Origin of the sequence: Streptomyces sparsogenes, assembly GCF_001704635.1 — a bacterium.
Taxonomy (GTDB): Bacteria; Actinomycetota; Actinomycetes; order Streptomycetales; family Streptomycetaceae; genus Streptomyces; species Streptomyces sparsogenes.
Genome location: NZ_MAXF01000193.1, coordinates 1 through 24,532, shown reverse-complemented (window position 1 = coordinate 24,532; position 24,532 = coordinate 1). Strand labels below are relative to the sequence as shown.

The following is a 24,532-nucleotide window of genomic DNA, read 5'->3' as shown; positions in this document are numbered from 1 at the left end:
CACGGGGTGCGGGTCAGAGGGGGTGTGGGTCAGGGGGCGTGGGTCAGGGGGTGTGGAAGCCGCGAAAGGTCACCTGCTTCCGGCTTTCGAAGCCGAGCCGCTCGTAGAGCGCGATCGCCCCGGTGTTCGCCTCGGCCACGTGCAGGAAGGGGCGTTCGTTGCGCGCCAGGACGCGTGCGACGAGCGCGCTCACCAGGCGGACGGCATGACCTCGCCCGCGGGCCTCGGGAGCCGTGCAGACGGCGCTGATCTCGGTCCACCCCGGGGGCCTGAGCCGCTCGCCCGCCATGGCCACCAGCCTGCCGCCCGCGCGGATGCCGAGATAGGTGCCGAGTTCCAGGGTGCGCGGCCGGAACGGCCCTGGTTGGGTCCGCTCGACGAGCTTCAGCATCTCGGGCACGTCGGCCGCACCCAGTTCGATCACGTCGGATTCGATCGCGAGGCCGGCCTGAGCCGGTGGGCCGTTGCCGGGCCGGACCATCTGCCGGCCTTCGAGGACGAAAACCGGCTCCCAGTCCGACGGCGGGATCGCCGGGCAGCTGAACATGTCGGCGAACTCGCCACGCCCGAGGAGCCGGGCGAGGTCGGCCCAGTCCGCCGGGCCCGGATCCGCGGTCACCGACGAGAAGGTCGCGACATCGGACAGGTACGTGGCGGCCCGGCCGCGCCGGCGGGCGAGATCCCCGTGGTGACCGCGCAGCGACTCGCCCACGGGATCGTCGAGCGCGGCGTCACCGCTCCTCATTCGCCGCACCCTTCCACCTCGGCGGACCCTTACTCTCTCATCAGCCACGAGTACCGGCACGACCGGCGAGCCCGCCGGACGGCGGGCGCGTCAGCTCGTCGGCGCCGGGTCCGAGGACAGCTCCAGACCGCGGGCGGTGACCGGCCGGGCGCTGCCGTCGGCCAGCCGGTAGGACAGGCCCACCACCGCGGTGCGTCCCGCGTCGACCTGGTCGGCCAGTTCCCGGGAGCGGTCCATGAGGAAGTCGACGGTGTGCCGGACGTGGGTGGCGATGAAGTCCTCGTCCTCGCTCACCCCGGCGGCCTGAGCGGCCAGCACGCTGGGGGTCACCCGCTCGATCACATCCCTCAGGTATCCGCGGCCGGTCGTGCCGTCCGCCACGGCGGCGCGGGTCGCCGCGACCGCACCGCAGGCGTCATGGCCGAGGACCACGACCAGCGGGCAGTCCAGCACGCTCACCCCGTACTCGATGCTGCCCAGGACCTCGGGCCCCGCCGCGTGCCCGGCGGTGCGGACGACGAACAGGTCCCCCAGCCCCTGGTCGAAGATGATCTCGGCGGCCAGCCGGGAGTCGGAGCACCCGAGCAGCACGGCGAACGGGCGCTGGGCGGAGGCCAGGTCGGCGCGGCGGGCGGCGTCCTGGTTGGGGTGCCGGGGCGTGCCGGCGGCGAAGCGGCGGTTGCCGGCCAGGAGCAGGTCGAAGGCTTCGCGCGGGGTGGAAGGCATGGTGTCACTCATGGCCGCAGGGTACGACCGGAGCCGGCTCGCCGACGCGCGGGGGGCCTACCGGTGTGGCGGGTCTCGTCTCGACGGAGGAGCCGACGGGGGTGTCGGCGCGGTGCGGGCGGGGGTGTCGGCGGGGGTCTCGGCGCGGTGCAGGCGAGGGCGCGGGGCCTAAGCCCACGGGACGGTCAGCCAGGGGCTTGCCGGATCGGTGGTGAGGACGCGGTGAGCGCTGAGCACGTCCTGGTACCACGTGCCGAACTCCTCGTCGTCGAAGTGGAGGCAGCGGCCGAGGATGTAGGCGGCGGAGAAGTCTTCCCAGGAGCGGTAGGCGGTCCGGGCGGCGGTGCTCGCCCGGAGGATGGCGCTCTCCGATTCCTGCTGGGTGCAGTAGCGGGCGCCCAGGCCCCAGCGGGCCATCCCCGCGGCCCGTCCGTAATCCCACGCCGCCACCGTGCGGATGAACGCGTCATCGGCCAGCAGACCGTCCGCGCGGAAGCGCTTCTCGTAGCGGGCGATCCGGCCGATGAGCCGCTGCACTCCCGCGATCCGGGCCTTCACCTCGGTGTCGCTGAGCGGCTCGACCTTCGTCACGCCGTCCGGGCCGAGCCGGTATTCGGTCCCCGTGCTGTTCTCCCGCAACACCCGCTCGGCGACCTTCCGCCAGTGGTCCGTCTCGACCTCGCCGCCGAAGTCGCGGGCCAGCGCCCGCCGGACGCCGAGTGTGAACTCCCACACACCGCTGACCAGGTCCGCGTTGAGCAGACGCTCCTGGTAGTGCTGCCATTCCCGGCGGCTGGTGATGTCCCACCAGTCCTTGAGCCGTTTCTTCTCGCTGTGGTAGCCCGTGCCGTGGTAGGCGACGGCGTTCCAGAGCTGACCGTTGTTGACGGACAGCAGGGCGGCCAGGCCCAGGCCATGGGCCGTCTGCCCCGAGGCCGCCGCGCCCCCTTCCAGGGCGCGCAGCAGCGTCCGATGGGGAGGCAAGCCGCAGCAGTCGCATGTCTCGGCGCGCTCGACGTGTCCCTGCCACAGGGCCCGGTGGGCCGGTGTCGCCGGGAAGAACACCTCACACGGGCTGCCCGGATTGATCACGATCCACGTTGTGGAGCCGTTCTGCCACCGCCTCGCGAACCAGTCGAGTGGCTCGCAGTTGAAGACCGTGTCCGCGTCCTGGTCGGGAGGCGGCAGCATTCCTTCGGTGAGGATGGGCAGGCAGTTGGCCCGGACCTGCGGATACCAGTAGGGCGTGCAGCGGAGGGTCGTCGGATGGGCGTCGAGCCGGGCCTTGGAGTCGGCGATGAAGAGGTCCGCGACGGCCAGCACGTCGAAGTACGCCGACCAGTCACCGCGCAGCTTGGCCTCGTAAAGCTTCCGCTCGACCGCGCCCGGCGCCTGCCACGCGTCCCGCGCCTCCCGCGCCCGGTGGTCCTCCCGGCCGGTGGCGGTGCCCTCCCCGTTCCCCATGGCGGGCCACTCTACCGAGAGATCCGCACCCGTCCGCCGGGCACCCGATCCGGGCCTACCCCACGACCAGGGCACCCAGCACGTACAGGACGAACGCCGCGGGCACCACCGCCACCAGGGCGGCGGGGCGGCGGAAAACGGGCTTGCCGGGGTCTCGCCGGGTGCCGAGGAGGTCGTACCCGGGCTCGTGCAGACGATTGATCTTCGCGCGGGCCCGCAGGTTCACGACGATGGTGAGGGGGTTGAAGATGAGCGCGGACAGCGGGTGCCACCACCCCTGCCACAGGGTCTTGGCCGTCAGGCCACGGAACAGCGCCGTCCCGCACGCCCGGCAGAACCGCCCCTTCTGCTTCCGGAACAGCAGGAAGAGCAAGAGGCCCTGGTGGTGCCGGACGGCGACCTCGGTGGCCGGAGACCCGCAGCACACCTGACACACCGGCTGCTCGGGCGCGGCGTACAGCGCGTCCGCGCCGGTCTCGTCCGCCGCGCCGACGGAGGGCTGGGCACGCAGGGGATAGCCCGGCACCGGCTGGGCGGGCGCGGGCCGCGCCGCTTCGTACCCCCCACCGGGAACGGCGCCGTACGGGTCGCCGGGCGAGATCGGCAGCGACATCGACTTCCTCACGACGGGCGATCCGCGCGGACACCGCACAGGGGGCGCGCCGATCACGTGTACTCGACAACGTGCGAGGTGACCATACTCGCCGACCCCGGTAGCCGACCCCTCTATATGATGGAATCCGCCGCTCCGGCTCATCGTCGCCGTGCCCGCATCACCGAGGGGTCGAGGTTGCCAACCATCAGGGATGTCGCCCAGCACGCCGGGGTCGCGCCGAGCACCGTCTCCTATGTGTTCAACGGCTCCCGGCCCATTTCCGAGGAGACGCGCCGGCGCGTGCAGGAGGCCGTGGACGCGCTCGGATACCATCCGCGGGCCAGCGCCCGGACGCTGCGCAGCAGCCGCACCCATGTGATCGCCCTCGCCCTGCCCCGCCCGGCCGGCCGGCGCAACGCGGTGGACGGCCCGTTCGCGATAGCGGTCAGCGACGCCGCCGTGCGGCTCGGCTACGACCTGCTGCTCACCACCTCCCAGGACAAGGCCGAGGGGCTGCGCCGGGTGGCGCTGAGCGGGCTCGCCGACGCGGCCGTGCTGATGGCCGTCGACATGGAGGACGCCCGGATCGACGTCGTACGGGAGCTGGCGTTTCCCGCCGCGCTCATCGGGCGGCCGGCCGACGAGGACGCCCTGCCGTGGACCGACCTGGACTGGGAGGAGGCCGCCGCGCTGGCGGTGCGGGAGCTGGCCGCCGCCGGACACCGCGAGATGGTGTACCTCGCGCCCACCGAGGAGGAAGTGGCGGGCAGGCGCAGTTACGCGCTCCGGGGCATCGCCGGTGCGGCCCGCGGCGCCCGCGGCACCGGCGCCACCGTCACGGTCGCCCACGCGGTGGACGACCCGGCGGAAGTGGCCCGCCGGCTCCGGGGGCTGCTCGTGGAGCGCGCGGACGGCGGCGCGCGTGAACGGCCGACCGCGCTGATCGTGCAGCATCCCTCCGCGCACCACCACATCCTCACCTCCATGACCGATGCCGGGCTCCGCACACCCGAGGACCTCACCGTCGTGGTGATCGGCGCCGTGCCCGGGGACCTGTCCGGCCGTCGGCTGCCCCGGGTCGAACTGCCGGTGGAGACGCTGGCCGGCGAGGTGACCCGGCTGGCCGTGACCGCGGCCACGGCGCTGCGCGAGAACACCGCGGGAGACGCGGAGGCCGGTCCCCGGCTGCTCGCCGACACCGTCGGCCATCTGCTGATCGCCCCCGCCCTGCTGCCGGGGGACACGCCGCTCACCGCCCCGCGGGCCTGATCCCGGGGCCCGCCCGCGGCCTGTTTTCTTCCCCTGAGGCTCTTGTCGCCGTCGGACACATGCCCTTAACATCGCTCCAGTCGGTTCGTCGAATCGATTCGATGCCCCCTCTTCGTATCACCCGCGCGGCGCCCCATGCGACCTCCGTCTCCTGACAGAGCGGTAGCCCGAGCCGAGAGACACCCACATGCCATTCCTTCGCCGCCGCCCTGCGGCGCCGGTCCTGCTCCTGACCCTCCTCGTGGCCTCGGCCGGCCTGACCGGGTGCGCGCGGGAGGCCGACCCCGACACCATCACGGTGCTGAACTCCGCCACGGACCAGCACGAGCACGACCAACAGCAGAAGTTCTTCGACCGGTGTGCCAAGCCGCTCGGGGTGAAGGTCGAGCAGACCAGCGTCCCCGCCGCGCAGGTGGCCACCAAGGCGCTGCGGATGGCGTCGTCGCACTCGATGACCGACATCCTGGAGCTGGACGGATCGGAGCTGCCGCAGTTCGCCGACACCGGTGGCCTGGTCCCGCTGAAGAAGGCGGGCGTGAGCCTGGACGGGCTCTCGCCGGGTGCCGTGAGCATGGGGAGCTTCAAGGGCACCGCGTACGGCATCGCCCGCTCGGTCAACACCCTGGCGCTGTTCTACAACACCGATCTGCTGGAGAAGGCGGGGGTGACACCGCCCACCACCTGGGACGAGCTGAAGGTGGCGGCCAAGAAGCTCACCCGGGGCAAGACGTTCGGGATGGCGTTCAGCGCCACGCCCGACGCGGACGGGGTCTACCAGTTCCTCCCCTTCTTCTGGTCGGCGGGCGGCAACGAGGCCCACCTCGACAACGGCAAGGGGGTCGAGGCCGTCCAGCTGTGGAAGGACCTGGTCACCGAGCGGTCCGCGTCGAGCGCCGTGGTCACCTGGAACCAGCAGGACGTCAACGACCAGTTCATCGCGGGCCGGGCCGCCATGATGGTCAACGGCCCCTGGCAGGTCCCCGTGCTCAGCGAACACCCGTCCCTGCACTGGGCGGTCACCACCATCCCGGTGCCCGTGGCCGGCAAGGATCCGGTGGCCCCGATGGGCGGCACCGTGATGACCCTGCCCCGCACCGGCGAGACCGGCCGCCAGACCACCGCCGCCAAGATCCTCAACTGCCTGAACGAGCGGAAGAACCAGGTGGGCTGGGGCGCGGGCGTGAACAACATCCCCACCAGGGACACCGCGGCCGCCCAGTACAAGGCCGACAACCCCAAGCTCGCGGGCTTCGCCGACACGGTCGCCGCCGCCCGCTCCCGCACCGCCCTCGTCGGCGCCCGGTGGCCGGCCGTCTCCACCGCCCTGGCGGGTGCCTTCCAGTCCGTTCTGACCGGCAGCTCCTCGCCCGAAGCGGCGCTGAAGCGTGCCCAGTCGCAGGCCACGGCCGGCGGAGAGTGAGAGAGCCCTCATGAGTACCACCACCGCCGCGCCCGCCGAGTCAGTGGCGACGAGCCCCGCGGCCCCCGCCCGGCGGGCGTCCCGCGCCACGCTGACCCGATGGCTCTTCGTCGCGCCCGCCGTCCTCTACATGCTGGCCTTCTTCGGGTATCCGCTCGTGCGCAACGTCGTCATGAGCTTCCAGCACTACACCCCGCGCACCTTCTTCACCGGCGAGGCGCCGTTCAACGGCCTCGACAACTGGACCGCGGTGTTCGGCGACAAGCTGTTCACCGAATCCCTCTGGCACACGGCCGTCTTCACCCTGGGCTCCCTGCTCGGCCAGTTCGTCCTGGGCCTGGCGCTGGCCGTGTTCTTCTCCCGGCGCTTCCGGCTGTCCGGCTTCGCCCGCGCCGTGCTGCTGCTCCCGTGGCTGGTCCCGATGGTGGTCTCGTCGGTCGTGTGGCGGAAACTCCTCGACCAGGACACCGGGGTGCTCAACACCCTGCTGATGAACCTGCACCTCACCTCCGAGCCGGTGCCCTGGCTGAGCAGCCCGAGCGTCGCCCTGCTGTCCGCCGTCCTGGTCAACATCTGGGTCGGCATCCCCTTCAACATGGTGATCCTCTACGGCGGGCTCCAGGAGATCCCGCGCGAGATGTACGAGGCCGCCTCGCTCGACGGCGCCGGCCCCTGGCGTACGTTCCGCAGCATCACGCTGCCGCAGCTGCGGCCGGTGATCACGGTGGTCCTGGTCCTCGGCTTCATGTCGACGATCAAGATCCTGGACCTGATCCTCGCCCTCACCGGCGGCGGCCCCGCCGACTCCACCCAGACCCTCGGCACGGTCACCTACCAACTCTCCTTCCAGCAGCTCGACTTCGGGCAGGGCGCGGTGGTCGGCAACGTCCTCATCCTCATCAGCGCGGTGTTCGCCGTGTTCTATCTCCGGGCCAACCGGTCCGACTTCGCCGAGGGGAAGTGATCGCCGTGTCCACCCGCACCCTGCGACGGCGCGGTAACACCGTCATCGCGCTGGTCATCCTGGTCATCCTGCTGTTCCCGCTGTACTGGATGCTCAACATCGCCCTCCAGCCGGGCGAAAGCCTCGCCTCGACCCACTGGCTCCCCACCTCGCCGGGCTGGTCCAACTTCGAGCGGGCACTGGAGAGCCAGGGCGGCTCGCTGGTGACCAGCCTGGTCGTCGCGCTCGGCGCCGTCGTGGTCTGTCTCGCGATGGCGGCGCCCGCCGCCTACGGCCTGGCCCAGCTCGGCCTGAAGGGCGGCCGGTCCCTCGTGTTCGGCACCCTGATCACCCAGATGGTGCCCGGCATCGTCATCGCCAACGCGCTCTACAGCGCCTATGTCGACCTGCACCTGGTCAACTCGCTCGCAGGGCTGATCCTCGCCGACGCCTCGCTCGGGCTGCCGTTCTCCATCGTGCTGCTGAGGGCGTTCATGGTGTCGATCCCGAAAGAGGTCGTGGAGGCGGCGATGGTCGACGGGGCGAGCCGGTTCACCGCCTTCGTGCGCATCGTGCTCCCGATCAGCCGCAACTCGCTCATCACCGCCGGACTCTTCACCTTCCTCTTCGCCTGGTCCGACTTCATGTTCGCGCTGACCCTCAACACCACGGACGCGGTCAAGCCGATCACCCTCAGCATGTACGAGTACATCGGCGCCCACGTCAGCGACTGGGGCGCGGTCATGGCCACGGCCGTCGTCTCCGCCGTCCCGGCGGCGATCCTGCTGATAGTGGCCCAGAAGTACGTCGCCGCGGGAATCACCGGCGGCTCCGTCAAATGACGCTCTCCCACCCGGAAGGTCCGCACCCCCGCATGAGCAGCACGCCATCCCCGTCATCCGACACCAAGCGATTCCCCCTCTTCCCGCCCGGCTTCGTCTTCGGGACCGCCACCGCGAGCTACCAGATCGAGGGCGCCCACGACGAGGACGGCCGCGGACCGTCCATCTGGGACACCTTCAGCCACACCCCGGGCCGCACCGAGGGCGGCGCCACCGGGGACATCGCGTGCGACCACTACCACCGCTACCGCGAGGACGTCGAGCTGCTGCGACGGCTCGGCGTCGACTCGTACCGCTTCTCCGTGGCCTGGCCGCGGATCCAGCCGCGAGGCACCGGCCCGGCCAACGTCAAGGGCCTGGACTTCTACGACCGGCTCACCGACGCGCTGCTCGAAGCCGGGGTTTCCCCCGCCGTCACGCTCTACCACTGGGACCTGCCGCAGGCCCTGGAGGACCGGGGCGGCTGGCGGGTCCGGGAGACCGCCGAAGCCTTCGCCGAGTACACCCGGCTGGTCGTCGAGCGTCTCGGCGACCGGGTGGGCCGGTGGATCACCCTCAACGAGCCCTTCTGCTCCGCCTTCGTGGGATACGCGGAAGGACGGCACGCCCCCGGCGCCCGCGAGGGCACCGGAGCCCTGGCCGCCGCCCACCACCTGCTGCTCGCCCACGGCCAGGCCGTGCGGGTGCTGCGCGAGGCGGGCGCCTCCCAGGTCGGCATCACCCTGAACCTCGACCGGATCCACGCCGCCAGTTCCTCCCCGGCGGACCAGGCCGCGCTGCGCCGTGCCGAGACGCTGCACAACGAGGTGTGGACCGAGCCCCTGTTCCACGGGCGCTACCCCACCGGCGAGGCCGAGACCTGGGGCGAGCTGGCCGACGGCGGCTACCGCCGCGACGGCGACCTGGACATCATCGGCGCACCGCTGGACTTCCTGGGGCTGAACTTCTACCGCCCGCTGACCGTGTCCGACGCGCCGTACGCGGAGGCCGACGCGTCCCGGCGTACCGCCACGGACATCCGGGTGGCCGAGAGCGACCCGTACGGCACCCGGCACACCACCATGGGCTGGCCCATCGTCCCGGAGGCCTTCACCGAGCTGCTGGTGGACCTCTCCAGGCGGTACCCCGACCTGCCGCCCCTCTACATCACGGAGAACGGCTCCGCCGAGGCCGACACCGTCTCGCCGGACGGGGCCGTGCGGGACACCGACCGGGTGACCTACCTGCGCGACCACCTCGCGGCCCTGTCCGCCGCCATCGACGCGGGAGTGGACGTCCGCGGCTACTACTGCTGGTCGCTGCTGGACAACTTCGAGTGGGCCCGGGGCTACGGTCAGCGCTTCGGGATCGTACGGGTCGACTACGAGACCCAGGAACGGACGCCCAAGGACAGCTACCACTGGTTCCGTGAGCTGATCGCCGTCAACCGCGCGTCCGCGCAGGAGCACTGACATGAAGTTCACCGACGGCTATTGGCAGCTGCGGCCGGGGGTGACGGCCCGCTACGCCACCTCCGTCGCCGACGTGGACGTCGCCGACGACCGGTTCACCCTCTACGCGCCGGTCACCCGGGTCCGGCACCGCGGCGACACGCTCAACGGGCCCCTGGTGACGGTGGAGGCGTGGTCGCCCGCCGAGGGCGTCATCGGGGTACGGCTGTGGCACCACGGCGGCAGGCGCCCCCGGACCCCGCGGTTCCCGCTCGCCACCGACCCGGACGGCGGGCCGGCGAAGACCGTGCGCGAGGGCTCGACCGTCGAGCTGGTGTCCGGCGCGCTGTCCCTCAAGGCCGGCACCGGGGACCCCTGCACCCTCGAATTCCGCTCCGGCGGCAAGGTCATCACCTCGCTCGGCCCCCGCGACCTGGGCTTCGTCACCGACGCGGACGACCGCCACCACATGCTGGCCAGGATGTCGCTCGGCGTCGGCGAGACCGTGTACGGCCTCGGCGAGCGCTTCACCCCGTTCACCAAGAACGGCCAGAGCATCGACATCTGGCAGGCCGACGGCGGCACCAACAGCGAACAGGCCTACAAGAACGTGCCGTTCCATCTGAGCAACCGCGGGTACGGCGTCTTCGTCAACCACCCCGGCAAGGTCTCCTACGAGATCGCCTCCGAGAACGTCGGCCGGGTCCAGTTCAGCGTGGAGGACCAGTCCCTCGAATTCCTCGTCTTCGCCGGACCCGCCCCCAAGGACGTGCTGCGCCGCTACACGGGTCTCACCGGCCGGCCCGCCCTGCCACCGGACTGGTCCTTCGGGCTGTGGCTGTCGACCTCCTTCACCACCTCCTACACCGAGGAGACGGTGTCCCGGTTCGTCGCGGGCATGACCGAGCGGGACATCCCGCTCAGTGTCTTCCACTTCGACTGCTTCTGGATGCGGGAGTACCAGTGGTCCGACTTCGTCTGGGACCCCGAGGTCTTCCCGGACCCCGAGGGGATGCTGTCCCGGCTGAAGGAGCGGGGGCTGCGCGTCTGCGTCTGGATCAATCCGTACATCGCGCAGAAGTCCCCCCTGTTCGCCGAGGGCATGGCGGGCGGCTACCTGCTCAAGCGGGCTGACGGCGACGTCTGGCAGTGGGACAAGTGGCAGGCCGGGATGGGCCTGGTGGACTTCACCAACCCCGCCGCCCGCGAGTGGTTCGCCGCCAAGCTGCGCCACCTGCTCGGCCAGGGGGTGGACGCCTTCAAGACCGACTTCGGCGAGCGGGTGCCGACCGAGGACGTCGTGTGGTTCGACGGCTCGGACCCGGAGCGGATGCACAACTACTACACCCAGCTCTACAACGAGACCGTCTTCGACCTGCTCGTCGAGGAGCGCGGCGAGGGCGAGGCGGTGGTCTTCGCCCGCTCCGCCACCGCGGGCGGCCAGCGCATGCCGGTCCACTGGGGCGGCGACTGCGAGTCGACGTTCGAGGCGATGGCCGAGTCGCTGCGCGGCGGCCTGTCCCTCGGGCTGTCCGGCTTCGGCTTCTGGAGCCATGACATCGGCGGCTTCGAGGGCACCCCGCCGCCTGCCGTCTTCAAGCGGTGGGTGCAGTTCGGCCTGCTGTCCTCGCACAGCCGGCTGCACGGCAGCAAGTCCTACCGGGTGCCGTGGGACTTCGGCGAGGAGGCGGTCGAGGTCACCCGGGACTTCACCCGGCTCAAGCACCGGCTGATGCCCTACCTCTTCCACGCCGCGGTCGAGGCCAAGGAGTCCGGCACGCCGGTGATGCGGGCCATGCTGCTGGAGTTCCCCGAGGACCCGGCCACCCACACGCTCGACCGTCAGTACATGCTCGGCCCCGATCTGCTGGTGGCGCCCGTCTTCAGCGAGGACGGCACGGTCGAGTACTACGTGCCGGAGGGCACCTGGACCGATGTGCTCACCGGGGAGCGGGTCAGCGGCCCCGGCTGGCGGCGCGAGCGGCACGGTTTCCGTACGCTGCCGCTGCTGGCCCGGCCGGGCTCGGTGATCCCGTTCGGCGCGGTGGACGACGGTCCCCGGTACGACTGGGCGGACGGCGTGACCCTGCATGTGTACCCGGGCGGGGCCGACGGCTCCGAGACCGTGACCACCGTCCCCGCACGCTCGGGGGCCCCGGCGGCGGTCTTCACGATCCGGCGCTCGGGCGGTGAGACGGTCGTCGAGACGGACAGCGACCTGGCGTGGAACGTCGTGGTCGTGGGGGCCGCCCCGGCCGACGACGCCCGGGCCCACCCGGCCGGAGCGCTGTACCAGGCCCCGCCCGGCACCCACCGCCTGGCCGTTCCGGCCGCCGGCGGGTGAGGTAGCCGCGGCCGCCCCTCCGCGCGGCCCGGGCCGCGCGGAGGGGCCTCAGGGGGTGTCCCGTACTCCCGAGGGGGAGCGGAGGTAGGAGTGGAGCTGACCGAGCAGCTCGGCGATGCCCTCCTTGTCGGCGCGGTAGCGGACCAGCTTGCCGCTCCGCGTGGACTGGAGCAGGCCTCCGCGGCGGAGGACGGCGAGGTGCTCGGAGGTGGTCGACGGGCCGAGCCCGGCGCGCTCGGCGACCTCCCCGACGGTCAGCTCCTCTCCGTCGGCGAAGTGCGCGAAGAGCTTCTGCCGCGTGCTGCTGGCCAGCGCCTTGAGAAAGACCTGAAGGTCGTCGTCGGGCAGGACGGCCTCACGGTGTGCCGCCTCCTCCCCGCCGGGGGCCGCCGGCAGCTCGTCCACGGCTCGGTAGGGGCGGGGCACGCGGAGCGGGCGGTGCAGGTCGAACTCGGCCGGCGGGATGTCCAGGGCCGAGCAGGCCTCGCGGACGACGGCCCGCTCGCTGTCGTCGAAGTGGCCGTCGGCGCATCCGATGACGATGCCGATCTGGATGACGGCTCGCGCCTCCGCCGGTTTCCTCTTCGCCTTGCCGATCTCCTGGAGGGCGCTCACCTTGCCGAGGGTGAAGTCCGCCGTCAGCTGGTCGAGGTGTTCCTCGAAGCGGCGGTGCAGGGCGTCCGGGGGAAAGTGGTGGAGCACGTCATTGGTGGCGACGAGCTGGGCGACGCGTCGCCGCTCCGACGGGTCGATGGTGCCGTCCGCCGCCGCCACCAGGGCGCACATCGCCATACTCGCGTCCCGGAACGCCCCGCTCTGCAGCTCGTGCTTCTTCGCGGTGAGCTGAGCCTGCATCGTCTGGGCCGTTTCCCGGAGGCGGTCCCACAGCGCCATGTGTTTCTCCTTGCCCCTACTGCCCGCCGTGTGAGGAGAAACAGAATCTACAGGTTTGTAGAGAGGTAACGGAAAAACAGCCGGGTTGCCGCGTGGAAAGCGCGCTCAGGGAGTCGTGCCCGACGCGAGATTCTGTTACCGCCCGTCTTCCAGGTTGTTGATGCAGACGACCTTGGGCTGGGTCATCTCCTCGAAGGCGAAGCGCACGCCTTCGCGGCCCATGCTGCCGTATTTGAAGCCGCCGAAGGGCATGGCGTCGAACCGGTAGTCGGAGGAGTCGTTGATCATCACGCCTCCCGCCTCCAGCAGCCGGGCCGCGGACAGGGCGCGGTCCAGACGGGAGGTGAAGACGCCCGCGTGGAGGCTGTAGTCGATGGCGTTGGCCTGCTCGATGGCGTCGTCGAAGGAGTCGAACGGCTGGAGCGCGACGACCGGGGCGAACGCCTCTTCCCGCCAGATCGCGGAGGTGGCGGGGACGTTCTCCAGGACGGTCGGTGTGTACAGGGAGCCGTTGAGCTGGTTGCCGCACAGCAGCACCGCGCCCTGGGCGATCGCCTCGTCGACCTTCGCGCGGGTGGCCTGTGCGGTCTCGGGGGTGATCATGGGGCCGATGTCGGTGTGCTCGTCGGTCGGGTCGCCGACGCGGAGCAGTTTGGTGCGGGCGACGAAGGCGTCGCGGAAGGCCTCGTAGACCTCACGGGCGATCAGGATCCGCTGGGTGCCGATGCAGTTCTGGCCCGCGGCCCAGAAGGCCCCGGAGACGCAGGAGGTGACTGCCTCGTCCAGGTCGGCGTCGTCCATGACGATGACGGGGGCGTTGCCGCCCAGGTCCATGGCCAGTTTCTTCAGGCCGGCGGTGCGGGCGATGGCCTCGCCGGTGGCGAACCCGCCGGTGAAGGACACCATGCGCACCTCGGGGGCGCCGACGATCGCGGCGCCGATGTCGGCTCCGCCGCCCACGACCGTGACGACCTCCTTTGGCAGGCCGGCCTCGATGAGCGTGTCGGCCAGGCGGAGCGCGGACAGTGGTGTGTGGGCGGAGGGTTTGAGGATCACGGCGTTGCCGCCGGCGATGGCCGGGCCGAGCTTGTGGGCGACCAGGTTGAGCGGGTCGTTGAACGGGGTGATGGCGGCGATGATGCCCAGGGGCTCGCGGGTGAACCAGCCCTGCCGCTTCTCGGAGCCCTCGTACGCGTCGAAGGGGACGACCTCTCCGGCGTTGCGCCGTGCCTCCGCCGCTGACAGGGCGAGGGTGTTGGCCGCGCGGGCGGCCTCCTTGCGGGCCTGCGTGATCGTCTTGCCCGCCTCGCTGACGATCAGCTGGGCGAAGGACTCGGCGCGCCGCCGCACCAGGTGGGCGGCGCGTTCCAGGACGCCGGCCCGGGTGGCGCGGGACAGCGCGGCCGAGGTGCGCCGCCCACACCTGGCGCGCTGCATGATGCTGTCGATGGCGGTGGCGTCGGTGGTGCAGATCGAGGCGATGACCTCGCCGGTGTAGGGGTTGCGCACGGGCGCCATGTCGGCGCCGAGGTCGATGCGGGGGGTGACGAACGTGTCAGCCACGGGGGGCCTCCTTGAGGGCGCGGCGCACGGGGGTGGTGTCGTCGTGTGCGTGGTGGCGCTGGTGGATGGCGATGATGTCCGACAGCAGGGCGTAGGCCGTCTCCGTGCGGCCGGCGCCGGGTCCGGACACCGTGACGGTGCCGAGCAGGTCGGTGTGGAAGGAGACCGCGTTGCCGGGGCCGGAGATCCCGGCGAGCGGATGGTGGGCGGGCAGCGCGACGGGGGCGACCCGGGCGGTCACGGTGCCGTCCGCCTGGCGGGTGGCCGAGCCGACCAGCTTCCAGCGCAGCCCCTTGCCGAGGGCGTCCTGGGCGTCCCGTGGGGTGATCTGGGAGATGCCCTCGCAGACGACGTCCTCGCGGCGCAGATCGGCGCCCAGGACCTCGTTGGCCAGGATCACGGCCTTGAGCTGGACGTCGTGGCCCTCGATGTCGGCGGTGGGATCGGCTTCGGCGTATCCCAGCTCCTGGGCCTGCGCGATCGCCTCGGGCAGCTCGACGCCCTCCTCGAGGCGGCCGAGGACGTAGTTCGAGGTGCCGTTCATGATGCCCTGGACGCCGGTGATCTCCAGCCCGCCGAACATGCGCCGGGCGGTGCGCAGCACGGGGGTGCCGCTGAGGACCGAGCCCTCGAACTCGAAGCTGACGCCGTGCCGCTCGGCCAGTTCCTTGAGTTCCCGGCCGGCGACGGCGACCGGCCCCTTGTTGGTGGTGCACACGTGCTTGCCGGCCTCCAGCGCCCAGCGGACGTGGGAGAGGGCGGGCTCGCCGTCGCCGGGGTTGGTGAACGTGGCCTCCACGACGATGTCGGCCGCGACCTCGCGGATCACGTTCTCGTTGCGGGTCTCGGCGCTGCCGCCGGGCAGATCGGCGAAGCTCAGCTCCCCGGGTTCGGCCGCCAGCAGCGGGGCCAGGTCGATGCCGTCGGTGTCCACGAGGGAACCGGCCCGCAGATCGGTGATCGCGACGACCCGCAGGGCGAAGCCCAGCTCGTCGGCGAGGCGCTCCCCGCGCTGGGATATGAGTTCGGCCAGCGCGCGGTTGACACCGCCGAACCCGATGAGGGCGAGGTCGTATCGGCCCATGTGATCGCTCCTTCGCAGTCGACCGCGACCTTCCCGGTGCGGCTGCTCAGAGCGTCGCTCCCCGGCCTGTCACCCGCGCCATGCCACAACGGCCACCGGGTATGCCGATGTGCACCGTCCCGGTGGCGATTCGCCCGCTGCCGGGTACGCGCCGCCCTCCCGCGGTACGAGGCGGTGGGCGGCGCCCGGATCAGTCCGAGCTCGGATCACTCGGCGGGGAGCTTGTGGACGGTGGTGTCGTCGGGGTTCAGCCCTCGCCCGTCCGCGGACAGCACTTCCAGGGCGCGGAGGCGGTGCCCCTCCCGGCGGTCCACCAACTCGGAGTGGGGCTCGCCGGGGGCGAAGAGGTTCTGCTCGCCCCACTGCCGCAGGGCCACGATGACGGGGAAGAGCGCCTCGCCCTTCGGGGTCAGCACGTACTCGCGGTAGGCGCTGCCGTCCGAGGCGGGGACGGATTCGAGGACGCCGCCGGCGACCAGGGTGCGCAGCCGCGCGGTGAGGATGTTCTTCGCCACGCCGAGGCTGCGCTGGAACTCCCCGAAGCGCCGGCTTCCGTCGAAGGCGTCCCGCACGATCAGCAGCGACCACCAGTCGCCGATCGTGTCCACCGAGCGGGCGACGGGACATGCGCTGTCGTCGAAGCGCGTCCTGGCGACCATGGCGTCCTCACTCTCGGGCGGCACTCTCGGGCGTCCTCACCCCACGTCGGTTGCAACATGCTACCAAAGAAGTTACCGTCGCCACTGGTGGCAACTTGAAACCAGATAGGGGAGTGCCGATGCCGGGCAGCAGTGAGGCCGGGACACGACGGACCGAGGCGCGAAGGGAGGAGGGTCCCGCGTTCGTCCTGTCCCGGGGCGTCGTGGTGCTGTTCGCCGTCGCCTGCGGGGCCGCGGTGGCCAACGTCTACTTCTCCCAGCCGCTCCTGGTGACCATGGGCCACGACCTCGCCATGAGCCCGGCACTCATCGGCAGCGTGGTCACCCTCACTCACGTCGGATACGGGCTGGGGCTCTTCTTCCTCGTGCCGCTGGGCGACGTGGCCGACCGCCGACGGCTCATCGTGGCCCAACTGCTGCTCCTCGTGGTGGCGCTGACCGTGGTGGCCACCGCCCCCACGGCGGCGGTCCTGCTCGCGGGCATGGCCGCGACGGGGCTCCTCGCGGTCGTCACCCAGATGCTGGTGGCCTTCGCGGCATCACTGGCCCCTCCCGCCGGGCGCGGACGCGTCGTCGGCCTGGTCACCAGCGGCGTGGTGATCGGCATCCTGCTCGCCCGCACCGCGTCCGGCGTCCTGGCCGACCTCGCGGGCTGGCGCTCCGTCTACCTCGCCTCGGCGTCCCTCACCGCGCTGCTCGCCCTGGTCCTGTACCGCGTGCTGCCGAGCCACCGGGAGGCCCCGCCGGCGCCCCTGCGCTACGGACAACTCCTGCGCTCCACCCTCACCCTGTTCGCGCGCGAACCACTGCTGCGCCTCCGGGCCCTGTTCTGCCTGCTGGTCTTCGCCGCGTTCAGCACCCTGTGGAGCAGCGTCGCGCTGCCGCTCAGCGAGGCCCCGTACTTCCTGCCCCACAGCGCGATCGGGGCGCTGGGGCTGGTCGGTGTCGCCGGCGCCCTGGCCGCGACCGTGGCCGGCCGCCTGAACGACCGCGGACTCTCCCGGCGGACCACCGGCATCGCCCTGGCGCTGCTCACCGCCTCATGGCTGCCCCTGGCCTTCACCCGCCACTCGCTGTGGGCCCTGTTCGCCGGGGTGATCCTCCTCGACCTCGCCGTGCAGGCGGTCCACGTCACCAACCAGACCCTCATCTACGCCCTGCACCCGGACGCGGGCAGCCGGCTGATCGGCGGATACATGGTCTTCTACTCGATCGGCAGCGCCACCGGCGCCATCGCCGCCACCTCCCTCTACACGGCGGCGGGCTGGGGCGCCGTGTGCGCGCTGGGCGCCGGGTTCAGCGGCCTCGGGCTCGCCCTGTGGGCGTTCACCCGGGACGGCACCCCGGATCCGGGACCGGGAATCACGGGGTCTGCCTGACGAAGACGCAGAAGGGGTGGCCGTCGGGGTCGCGGTACACGCGGAAAGCCTCTTCGTCGTCAGGGTCGGGCCGCTCCCGGTCGGCCAGCAAGGTGCCACCCAGGGCGAGGACGCGGTCGTGCTGTCTCCTCAGCTCCTCCAGCGACGCCACACTCAGATCGAGGTGCATCTGTTGCGGGACCGGGCCGTCCGGCCACGTCGGCCGGGCAAGCCGCTCGACCTGCTGAACGGCGATCTGGGGACCGCCTGCCGGGCATCTCAGCACGAGCCAGTCCCGACCGCGTTCGTCCCGTTGCCCCGCCGGGGGAGGCTCGTCTCCGGCGCGATAGACAAGCCCCAGCAGGGTGCGGTAGAACTCGGCGAGCCTGCGAGCGTCGGTGCTGTCGAGCACCGTCTGTACCAGCCGGATACCGCTCTCCTGATCAGTCACAGGAACCAGGCTGCCCCGTCACGGCCTCATCATGACCGCGTCCGCCCGGGGCGCGTACGGTGGCGCTCTCCATGCGTGCCCCGGCGCGGCCCCCTCGGACGCCGAGGCCCTCCGGGGCACGATCACCGGGATGTACGCGGCCTGCCTGGCTCTCAGATGCCGGCCCTGGTGACGATCTGCCAGGCGAAGCCGGCGATCCCGGCCTGGAGCCGTGATTCCACGCCTAATTTGGCCAGGATCTGAGCCACATGGGCCTTGGCCGTGCGCTCGGTGATGGCCAGCTGGGTCGCGATGGTGCGGTTCGAGGCCCCCTTGCCCAGCAGTTGGAAGACGTCGAGTTCGCGCTCGGACAGCAGGGGCACGCGTGCCATGGCCGTGCCCCAGACTTCGTCCACCGAATTCATCACGGTATCTCCTTGGGTCGTTCCGTGGGCTGTGCCGCAGGCGCGGCCTCGACATATGGGTCGGCCCCGTCCGCGCCCAAAAACAGCCGCCACCGCTTCGGAAATGGGCGGATGGGCGCGCAGTTCGTGCCAAGGAATATCAAAGGAAAGCACCGGGTCGTCATTCTTTCCGGAGGCTCCCGGAAATGACGGCGGGTGAGGATTCCGGAGCCTCGCCAAGGGTCTGCGCGGAAGCGCTCCGGATCGAAATGGCGTCAACCCCGCTCGCGGCGGAGAAGGATCAGCCGTGGAACATGTCCTCCGCCCGGCACCCCATGGACTGGGCGTGCCGCACGGCGGTCAGAGAAAAGGATGCAACGCTCTCGTTCACGATACCCCCCCGAATATCTCGACAGAACGAACATCCGAACGAAGGCCGACTCGCGTGCGCGTGAACCGGACTGACTTTCGAAGCCAGTCACTGCGGGCAACGCTACTGGACTCATTCTGAGGCGAGCAACGGCGGGTCCAATATTTGAGATGGTTTGGCCCAAACTTGCCAAAGGCGGCCGAATGCCTTGCGCGGTGTTTACGGAATGCGAAGGGGAAACGGAGTGTCCGGCCGCGTCACGGCACGCCGGCGAGCCGGAGCAGCGCCGCGGTGCCCGCCGCCGCGAGCACGACCACCAGGAAGGGCGCCTTGCGCCACGCGAGCACTCCGCCGACCAGGACGCCGACCGGCCGGGCGGGGCCGACGAAGTCGTCCCCCTCGGTGAGCGCGGCGATGGCGGTGAGCGCGGCGAGCAGCACCACCGCCGAGGCCTCCAGCAGCTTCTCGGCCCGTGCCGGGAAGGTGATCTTTGCTCGCAGGAACGGCCCCGAGAGGCGGAGCAGAAAGGTCCCGACCGCCAGGGCGAACATCGCCGCCAGCGTCGGCAGCATCGGCACGGCGTCGCTCACCGCGCGGCTCCTTCCGCCGCCTTGGCGGTGAATACGGTGAACAGCGGGAGCGCGGCCAGGGCGGCCAGCACCGGCAGCCCGGTCGGCAGGAACGTGGTGGCGGCCAGCGCCAGCGCGACGCCGGCCAGCGCGGTCCGCCGCAGCGCCCGGTCCTTCAGGGCGGGCAGGATCAGCGCCAGGATCACCGCGGGGAACATGGCGTCGAGCCCGAGGGTCGCGGTGTCCTCCACGACGCTGCCGAGCAGCGCGCCCAGCGCGGCGCCCACCGGCCAGCAGAGCAGGATGCCCAGGCCGCAGGTCCAGTACGCGGCCCGCTTGTTCGACAGCTCGTCCTGGGCGATGGCGAAGACGACGGTCTCGTCGTTCATCAGATGGGTGCCGAGCATTCTGCGCCACCCCCGTCCGAGCACATCGGGCACCGCCAGGCCGAACGGCAGATGGCGGGCGTTCACCAGGAGGCCGGCCAGCAGGGCGGCGATCGGGCTGCCCCCGGCCGCGATGATCCCGATGAACAGGAACTCGGAGGACGCGGCCAGGACGAGCGCCCCCATCAGGACCGGGAACCACCAGGCGAAGCCCGAGGTGACCGCCACGGCGCCGTAGGACAGGCCGATGACGCCGACGGCCAGGCAGACGAGCGCGATGTCGCGCAGCAGCCCTCCGTCCAGAGTTCTCCATAACGAACGCATGGAGTTTATGCTGAACGCATCCGCGAATGTTCGTCAAGCCGAACGATCGACCATTGGAGCGAACGACCCGTGTCCGACGCCGACCCCGCGCTCAAACCCCCGCTCGAACTGATCGCCGCGTCCCTGCGGGCGGAGCGTGCCCGGGCGGGCCTCTCCCTCACCGAGGTCGCCCGCCGGGCCGGGCTCGCCAAGTCCACGCTCTCCCAGCTGGAGTCCGGCACCGGAAACCCCAGCCTGGAGACGCTGTGGGCGCTCTGCGTGGCCCTGGAGATCCCCTTCTCCCGGCTGCTGGCCGTCTCCCGGCCGCAGGTCCAGGTGATCCGGGCGGGGGAGGGGCCGGCCATCGGATCCGCCCAGAGCGACTACCGGGCCACCCTCCTCGCCGCCTCCCCGCCCCGGGCCCGGCGGGACGTCTACAGCATCGCCGCCGAGCCCGGCCCGCAGCGCTCCTCGGCGCCCCACCTGCCCGGAGTCGTGGAACACGTCGTGATCAGCGCGGGCCGGGCCCTGGTGGGCACCGCCGACGAGCCCGTCGAACTCCACCCGGGCGACTACATCTGCTATCCGGCCGATGTGCCCCACGTCTTCCACGCGCAGGAGCCGGGCACCCGCGCGGTGCTGGTCTCGGAGCACCCCTGAGCACCCGTGGCCGCGGTGCCCGTCGGCCTCAGTGCCCCATGCCCAGGCCGCCGTCCACCGGCAGGACGGCCCCGGTGATGTAGGCGGCGTCCTCGGAGGCGAGGAACCGCACCGCCGCCGCCACCTCCTCCGCCCGCGCGCCGCGCCCCAGGGGCACCTTGCCGAGCATGGCGGCCCGCTGCTTGTCGTTCAGCGCCCTGGTCATGTCCGTCTCGACGAACCCCGGCGCCACCACGTTGCAGGTGACGCCCCGTGAGCCGAGCTCGCGCGCCACGGACCGGGCGAAGCCGATCAGACCGGCCTTCGAGGCCGCGTAGTTGGTCTGCCCGGCCGCGCCGAGCAGACCGACCACCGAGGAGATCAGCACGATCCGCCCCCGCCGCGCCTCGACCATCTCCTCGGCGGCCCGCTTCGCCACCCGGAAGGCCCCCATGACATTGGTGTCCAGCACATCCGAGAAGTCCTTCTCGGCCATCCTCAGCAGCAGTTGGTCCCGGGTGATGCCGGCGTTCGCCACCAGCACCTCCACCGGACCGTGCGCCGCCTCCACCTCCTTGTACGCCCGGTCGACCTGCCCGGCATCGGTGACATCGCAGCGGACGGCGAGACAGCCGAGCCCGGTGGCGGCCTCCGGCGGGCCCGTCCGGTAGGTCAGCGCCACCCTGTCGCCCGCCTCCGCGAAGGCGCGGGCGACCGCGAGGCCGATGCCCCGGTTCCCTCCCGTCACGAGGACCGAACGGCTCACGATTCTCACCACACCCCTTCTCGACGGTTCACGGTGGGTACGGACCGGCAGCCCGGGCCCGGCAGCCCCGGACCCGGCGGGCCCGGACCCGGCACCACGCCGGTCAGGCGATCTTGTGGACCCAGCCGAAGGGGTCCGGCCGCGCGCCGAGCTGAATGTCCGTCAGCTCCGTTCGCAGCCGCGAGGTGACCGGGCCGGGCGCCCCGCCGCCGATCGTCCAGTCGCCGTCCGCGCTCCTGACGAAGCCGACCGGCGTGACCATCGACGAGGTGCCGCAGGAGAACACCTCGGTGAGCGCCCCCGACTCCGCGTCGGCGCGCCACTGCTCTACGCTGACCCTCCCTTCCTCGGCCCGGTAGCCGAGCTCGGCCGCCAGCGCCAGCACCGAGTCCCGGGTGACGCCGGCCAGCAGGGTCCCCGACAGCTCCGGGGTGACCAGTCGGTTGCCGTAGACGAAGAACAGGTTGCTGGTGCCCATCTCGTCCACCCAGCGGTGTTCCACGCAGTCCAGCCACACCACCTGGTCGCAGCCCTCCTCCCGGGCCTGCGCCTGGGCCACCAGGGTGCCCGCGTAGTTGCCGCCGCACTTGGCCTCGCCGGTGCCCCCGGGAGCCGCCCGGGTGTAGTCCCGCGAGAGCCACACCGTGAGCGGTTTCGCCCCGGCCTTGAAGTAGGCGGCCGCCGGTGAGGCGATCACCATGAACCGGTAGGCGGTGGAGGGCCCGTAGAAGCCGATGGTGTGCTGGGTGGCGATCATGAACGGGCGCAGGTACAGGCTGTGGCCCGGACGGTCCGGGACCCAGTCCCGGTCGGCGGTGACCAGCAGCTCCAGGGCCTCCACGAAGGTCTCCTCGGGGAGCTGTGGCATCGCCATCCGCGCACAGGAGCGGTTGAGCCGGGCCGCGTTGGCGTACGGGCGGAAGGTCACCACCGAGCCGTCGGGGCGCCGGTAGGCCTTCATGCCCTCGAACACCTCCTGGCCGTAGTGGAAGACCTGGGCCGACGGGTCGAGCACCAGCGGCCCGTACGGATGCAGCCGGGCGTCGTGCCAGCCCCGCTCCCGGTCCCAGTCGATGCTGATCATGTGGTCGGTGAACACCTCGCCGAAGGCGGGCGCCTCCAGCAGCGCCGCCCGCTCGGCGGCGGGCCGCGGGACGGCCGGCTCGGTGGTGAAGGTGATGGTCATGGGCGCTCCAGGGCAGGGGACACCGGGCTACGGGTCACAGGGGGGTGTTGGCGTGCTTGCGGGACGGCTGCTCGGCGTGCTTGGTCCGCAGCATGCGGAAGGCGCGCGCCAGCACCGCCCGGGTCTCGGCGGGGTCGATCACGTCGTCGACCAGCCCGCGCTCGGCCGCGTAGTAGGGGTGCATCAGCTCCGACCGGTAGTCCTTGACCACCCGGGTCCGCACGGCTTCCGGATCGGCCGCCTCCGCGATCTGCTTGCGGAAGATGACGTTCGCGGCGCCCTCGGCGCCCATCACCGCGATCTCGTTGGTCGGCCAGGCGTAGGACAGATCGGCGCCGATCGAGCGGGAGTCCATCACGATGTACGCGCCGCCGTAGGCCTTGCGCAGGATCAGCTGCACCCGCGGGACGGTGGCCTCGCAGTACGCGTACAGCAGCTTCGCCCCGTGCCGGATCACCCCGCCGTGCTCCTGGTCCACCCCGGGCAGGAAACCCGGCACGTCCACCAGGGACAGCAGCGGAATGCTGAAGGCGTCGCACAGCCGCACGAACCGGGCGGCCTTCTCGCTGGCCCGGATGTCCAGCACCCCCGCCAGGGCGATCGGCTGGTTGGCGACGACGCCGATCACCTGGCCGCCGAGCCGGGCCAGACCGCACAGGATGTTGGGCGCCCACCGCTCATGGACCTCCAGGAAGTCGCCGTGGTCCACGATCTCCTCGATCACCCGGCGCATGTCGTACGGCAGCCTGCCCTCCGCCGGGACCAGGTCGGACAGCGCCTCGGTGCGCCGGTCGGCCGGGTCCGCGCTCCGGGCGAAGGGCGGGTTCTGCTGGTTGTTGGACGGCAGCAGGGACAGCAGACAGCGGACCTCGCTCAGACAGGTCCACTCGTCGTCGTACACGAAGTGGGACACGCCCGACAGCTCGGCGTGCATGTCGGCGCCACCGAGCCGCTCCTGGGTGACGTCCTCGCCGGTGACGGCCTTCACCACATCGGGGCCGGTGATGAACATCTGCGAGGTGCCGCGCACCATGAACACGAAGTCGGTCAGCGCGGGGGAGTACGCCGCGCCGCCCGCGCACGGCCCCAGGATCACCGAGATCTGCGGGATCACCCCGGAGGCCCGCACATTGCGCCGGAAGATCCCGCCGTAGCCGGCCAGGGCCGAGACGCCCTCCTGGATCCGGGCCCCGGCCCCGTCGTTGAGCGCCACCAGCGGCGCGCCGGCCGCGAGGGCCATGTCCATGATCTTGTGGATCTTCTCGGCGTGCGCCTCCCCGAGCGCGCCGCCGAAGATCCGGAAATCGTGCGCGTAGACGAACACGGTGCGGCCCTCGACCGTGCCCCAGCCCGTGATCACACCGTCCGTGTGCGGCTTGCGCTCCTCGATCCCGAAGCCGACGGCCCGGTGCCGGCGCAACTGCTCCACCTCGGCGAACGACCCGGCGTCCAGCAGCAGGTCGATGCGCTCACGGGCGGTCAGCTTGCCCTTCGCGTGCTGGGTGCGGGTCGCGCGCTCGCCCGGACCGTGGCGGGCCAGCTCCTTGGTCGCGTGCAGTTCGGACACCCGTGCCCGGGTGTCGCCCCCGATGAGTTCCGGCTGGACGGTCATCCGCTCCCGCTCTCCTTCCTGTCACCCCCGGGCCTGCGCCCAGGCCGCCGCACGGCAGCGCTGCCGCTGCGCCCCCAGCCCCGCCACCTCCGCCTCCACCACGTCACCGGCCCGCAGATACGGCTGGTCGGGGCGGCCCAGGGCGACCCCGCCCGGCGTCCCGGTCAGCACCACGTCACCGGGGTGCAGCACCATGAACCGGCTCAGATACCAGACCAGATGCGCCACGTCGAACACCATGTCCGCGGTCGACCCGTCCTGCATCAGCCGGCCGTTGACCCGGCAGGTCAGCCGCAGCCGCTGCGGGTCGCCGGCCTCGTCCGGAGTGACCAGGTACGGACCCAGCGGACCGAACGACTCGAACGACTTGCCCTTCACCCACTGGCCGCCGCGCTCCAGCAGCCAGCTCCGCTCGGACACGTCGTTGCCCGTGGCGAAGCCCGCGACATGGGCGAGCGCGGCGGAGCGGTCCGGCAGATACCGGGCGCGCCGCCCGATCACCACCGCCAGCTCCACCTCCCGTCTTCTCCC

General features: G+C 71.6%; 24 protein-coding genes and 1 pseudogene. 8 read left to right on the top strand and 17 right to left on the bottom strand.

Features of this window, described 5'->3' with window-relative positions:
* Positions 1–43: 43 nt before the first annotated feature.
* The 4 genes from BBH68_RS35520 to BBH68_RS35505 all read right to left on the bottom strand — a co-directional run bounded on the left by BBH68_RS35520 (position 44) and on the right by BBH68_RS35505 (position 3,548).
* The gene (locus BBH68_RS35520; protein ID WP_065967905.1) at positions 44–745 is read right to left on the bottom strand and encodes a GNAT family N-acetyltransferase; all 702 of its coding nucleotides are present in this window, start codon (positions 743–745) and stop codon (positions 44–46) included.
* Positions 746–835: 90 nt separating this feature from the next.
* A complete protein-coding gene (locus BBH68_RS35515) occupies positions 836–1,483 on the bottom strand; it encodes a carbonic anhydrase (protein ID WP_065967904.1) in 648 nt (215 codons plus the stop codon).
* A gap of 156 nt (positions 1,484–1,639) precedes the next feature.
* Positions 1,640–2,935 (bottom strand): DUF1266 domain-containing protein, encoded by a 1,296-nt coding sequence (locus BBH68_RS35510; protein ID WP_079151415.1) that lies wholly within the window; start codon positions 2,933–2,935, stop codon positions 1,640–1,642.
* A gap of 55 nt (positions 2,936–2,990) precedes the next feature.
* Positions 2,991–3,548 carry a hypothetical protein gene (locus BBH68_RS35505; protein WP_079151414.1) on the bottom strand — a complete coding sequence of 186 codons (558 nt, stop codon included), beginning with the start codon at positions 3,546–3,548 and terminating at the stop codon, positions 2,991–2,993.
* A gap of 177 nt (positions 3,549–3,725) precedes the next feature.
* Between BBH68_RS35505 and BBH68_RS35500 the strand changes: the two genes are divergently transcribed.
* The 6 genes from BBH68_RS35500 to yicI all read left to right on the top strand — a co-directional run bounded on the left by BBH68_RS35500 (position 3,726) and on the right by yicI (position 11,778).
* The gene (locus BBH68_RS35500; protein WP_076971226.1) at positions 3,726–4,799 is read left to right on the top strand and encodes a LacI family DNA-binding transcriptional regulator; all 1,074 of its coding nucleotides are present in this window, start codon (positions 3,726–3,728) and stop codon (positions 4,797–4,799) included.
* A 187-nt stretch (positions 4,800–4,986) separates the two neighbouring features.
* Positions 4,987–6,219, top strand: a complete 1,233-nt coding sequence (locus tag BBH68_RS35495) for a sugar ABC transporter substrate-binding protein (protein ID WP_065967903.1) — start codon at positions 4,987–4,989, stop codon at positions 6,217–6,219.
* Positions 6,220–6,229: 10 nt separating this feature from the next.
* On the top strand, positions 6,230–7,183 hold the full coding sequence (locus tag BBH68_RS35490) for a carbohydrate ABC transporter permease (protein ID WP_065967902.1): 954 nt from the start codon (positions 6,230–6,232) through the stop codon (positions 7,181–7,183).
* Complete coding sequence (locus tag BBH68_RS35485; protein WP_104531495.1) at positions 7,180–8,004, top strand: carbohydrate ABC transporter permease; 825 nt, start codon at positions 7,180–7,182, stop codon at positions 8,002–8,004. The genes BBH68_RS35490 and BBH68_RS35485 overlap by 4 nt, the downstream gene beginning before the upstream one ends.
* A 32-nt stretch (positions 8,005–8,036) precedes the next feature.
* Positions 8,037–9,455, top strand: coding sequence for a GH1 family beta-glucosidase (locus BBH68_RS35480; protein WP_065967901.1), 1,419 nt, complete (start codon positions 8,037–8,039; stop codon positions 9,453–9,455).
* A gap of 1 nt (position 9,456) precedes the next feature.
* Positions 9,457–11,778, top strand: coding sequence for an alpha-xylosidase (gene yicI / locus BBH68_RS35475; RefSeq protein ID WP_065967900.1), 2,322 nt, complete (start codon positions 9,457–9,459; stop codon positions 11,776–11,778).
* A gap of 48 nt (positions 11,779–11,826) precedes the next feature.
* Here yicI and BBH68_RS43670 read toward each other — a convergent pair whose 3' ends face one another.
* The 5 genes and pseudogenes from BBH68_RS43670 to BBH68_RS35455 form a co-directional block, all read right to left on the bottom strand.
* Positions 11,827–12,183, bottom strand: coding sequence for an ArsR/SmtB family transcription factor (locus BBH68_RS43670; RefSeq protein WP_245738462.1), 357 nt, complete (start codon positions 12,181–12,183; stop codon positions 11,827–11,829).
* Positions 12,184–12,219: 36 nt separating this feature from the next.
* Positions 12,220–12,672, bottom strand: a pseudogene (locus BBH68_RS43665) (tellurite resistance TerB family protein); the annotation flags it as partial.
* Positions 12,673–12,807: 135 nt separating this feature from the next.
* Positions 12,808–14,235: an aldehyde dehydrogenase family protein gene (locus BBH68_RS35465; RefSeq protein WP_245738461.1), complete on the bottom strand. Its 1,428-nt coding sequence runs from the start codon at positions 14,233–14,235 to the stop codon at positions 12,808–12,810.
* Entirely contained in the window at positions 14,228–15,319 is a 1,092-nt protein-coding gene (locus BBH68_RS35460; RefSeq protein WP_065967898.1) for a homoserine dehydrogenase, read from the bottom strand. Before BBH68_RS35460 ends, BBH68_RS35465 begins: the two co-directional genes overlap by 8 nt.
* Positions 15,320–15,525: 206 nt before the next feature.
* Complete coding sequence (locus BBH68_RS35455) at positions 15,526–15,978, bottom strand: winged helix-turn-helix transcriptional regulator (RefSeq protein ID WP_065967897.1); 453 nt, start codon at positions 15,976–15,978, stop codon at positions 15,526–15,528.
* Between the two features lie 119 nt (positions 15,979–16,097).
* Here BBH68_RS35455 and BBH68_RS35450 point away from each other — a divergent pair, with 119 nt between their 5' ends.
* Positions 16,098–17,357, top strand: coding sequence for an MFS transporter (locus BBH68_RS35450; protein WP_425428888.1), 1,260 nt, complete (start codon positions 16,098–16,100; stop codon positions 17,355–17,357).
* Here BBH68_RS35450 and BBH68_RS35445 read toward each other — a convergent pair.
* From BBH68_RS35445 to BBH68_RS35430, 4 genes are all read right to left on the bottom strand, one after another.
* Entirely contained in the window at positions 17,341–17,787 is a 447-nt protein-coding gene (locus BBH68_RS35445) for a VOC family protein (protein WP_065967896.1), read from the bottom strand. The genes BBH68_RS35450 and BBH68_RS35445 overlap by 17 nt on opposite strands.
* Before the next feature lie 152 nt (positions 17,788–17,939).
* A complete protein-coding gene (locus tag BBH68_RS35440) occupies positions 17,940–18,191 on the bottom strand; it encodes a helix-turn-helix domain-containing protein (RefSeq protein WP_065967895.1) in 252 nt (83 codons plus the stop codon).
* Positions 18,192–18,797: 606 nt separating this feature from the next.
* Positions 18,798–19,112: an AzlD domain-containing protein gene (locus tag BBH68_RS35435; RefSeq protein WP_065967916.1), complete on the bottom strand. Its 315-nt coding sequence runs from the start codon at positions 19,110–19,112 to the stop codon at positions 18,798–18,800.
* A 14-nt stretch (positions 19,113–19,126) separates the two neighbouring features.
* Positions 19,127–19,819, bottom strand: coding sequence for an AzlC family ABC transporter permease (locus BBH68_RS35430; protein WP_065967894.1), 693 nt, complete (start codon positions 19,817–19,819; stop codon positions 19,127–19,129).
* A 69-nt stretch (positions 19,820–19,888) separates the two neighbouring features.
* Here BBH68_RS35430 and BBH68_RS35425 point away from each other — a divergent pair, with 69 nt between their 5' ends.
* Positions 19,889–20,458, top strand: coding sequence for a helix-turn-helix domain-containing protein (locus BBH68_RS35425; RefSeq protein WP_065967893.1), 570 nt, complete (start codon positions 19,889–19,891; stop codon positions 20,456–20,458).
* Between the two features lie 28 nt (positions 20,459–20,486).
* Here BBH68_RS35425 and fabG read toward each other — a convergent pair whose 3' ends face one another.
* From fabG to BBH68_RS35405, 4 genes are all read right to left on the bottom strand, one after another.
* Positions 20,487–21,203 (bottom strand): 3-oxoacyl-[acyl-carrier-protein] reductase, encoded by a 717-nt coding sequence (fabG, locus tag BBH68_RS35420; protein ID WP_065967892.1) that lies wholly within the window; start codon positions 21,201–21,203, stop codon positions 20,487–20,489.
* A 103-nt stretch (positions 21,204–21,306) separates the two neighbouring features.
* Positions 21,307–22,389, bottom strand: a complete 1,083-nt coding sequence (locus BBH68_RS35415) for a branched-chain amino acid aminotransferase (RefSeq protein WP_065967891.1) — start codon at positions 22,387–22,389, stop codon at positions 21,307–21,309.
* 34 nt (positions 22,390–22,423) lie between these two features.
* Positions 22,424–24,001 carry an acyl-CoA carboxylase subunit beta gene (locus BBH68_RS35410; protein WP_065967890.1) on the bottom strand — a complete coding sequence of 526 codons (1,578 nt, stop codon included), beginning with the start codon at positions 23,999–24,001 and terminating at the stop codon, positions 22,424–22,426.
* Between the two features lie 21 nt (positions 24,002–24,022).
* On the bottom strand, positions 24,023–24,532 hold a 510-nt coding region (locus BBH68_RS35405), incomplete at its 5' end, for a fumarylacetoacetate hydrolase family protein (RefSeq protein WP_141713129.1).

Excerpts from the sequence above, each read along its gene's own strand:
- BBH68_RS35455 (WP_065967897.1), bottom strand. The coding sequence starts at position 15,978 with ATGGTCGCCAGGACGCGCTTCGACGACAGCGCATGTCCCGTCGCCCGC.
- BBH68_RS35450 (WP_425428888.1), top strand. The coding sequence starts at position 16,098 with ATGCCGGGCAGCAGTGAGGCCGGGACACGACGGACCGAGGCGCGAAGG.
- BBH68_RS35410 (WP_065967890.1), bottom strand. The coding sequence starts at position 24,001 with ATGACCGTCCAGCCGGAACTCATCGGGGGCGACACCCGGGCACGGGTG.
- BBH68_RS35490 (WP_065967902.1), top strand. The coding sequence starts at position 6,230 with ATGAGTACCACCACCGCCGCGCCCGCCGAGTCAGTGGCGACGAGCCCC.
- BBH68_RS35435 (WP_065967916.1), bottom strand. The coding sequence starts at position 19,112 with ATGCTGCCGACGCTGGCGGCGATGTTCGCCCTGGCGGTCGGGACCTTT.
- BBH68_RS35440 (WP_065967895.1), bottom strand. The coding sequence starts at position 18,191 with ATGAATTCGGTGGACGAAGTCTGGGGCACGGCCATGGCACGCGTGCCC.
- BBH68_RS35495 (WP_065967903.1), top strand. The coding sequence starts at position 4,987 with ATGCCATTCCTTCGCCGCCGCCCTGCGGCGCCGGTCCTGCTCCTGACC.
- BBH68_RS35510 (WP_079151415.1), bottom strand. The coding sequence starts at position 2,935 with ATGGGGAACGGGGAGGGCACCGCCACCGGCCGGGAGGACCACCGGGCG.
- BBH68_RS35430 (WP_065967894.1), bottom strand. The coding sequence starts at position 19,819 with ATGCGTTCGTTATGGAGAACTCTGGACGGAGGGCTGCTGCGCGACATC.
- BBH68_RS35460 (WP_065967898.1), bottom strand. The coding sequence starts at position 15,319 with ATGGGCCGATACGACCTCGCCCTCATCGGGTTCGGCGGTGTCAACCGC.
- BBH68_RS35520 (WP_065967905.1), bottom strand. The coding sequence starts at position 745 with ATGAGGAGCGGTGACGCCGCGCTCGACGATCCCGTGGGCGAGTCGCTG.
- BBH68_RS35480 (WP_065967901.1), top strand. The coding sequence starts at position 8,037 with ATGAGCAGCACGCCATCCCCGTCATCCGACACCAAGCGATTCCCCCTC.
- BBH68_RS35505 (WP_079151414.1), bottom strand. The coding sequence starts at position 3,548 with ATGTCGCTGCCGATCTCGCCCGGCGACCCGTACGGCGCCGTTCCCGGT.
- BBH68_RS35515 (WP_065967904.1), bottom strand. The coding sequence starts at position 1,483 with ATGAGTGACACCATGCCTTCCACCCCGCGCGAAGCCTTCGACCTGCTC.
- BBH68_RS35415 (WP_065967891.1), bottom strand. The coding sequence starts at position 22,389 with ATGACCATCACCTTCACCACCGAGCCGGCCGTCCCGCGGCCCGCCGCC.
- yicI (WP_065967900.1), top strand. The coding sequence starts at position 9,457 with ATGAAGTTCACCGACGGCTATTGGCAGCTGCGGCCGGGGGTGACGGCC.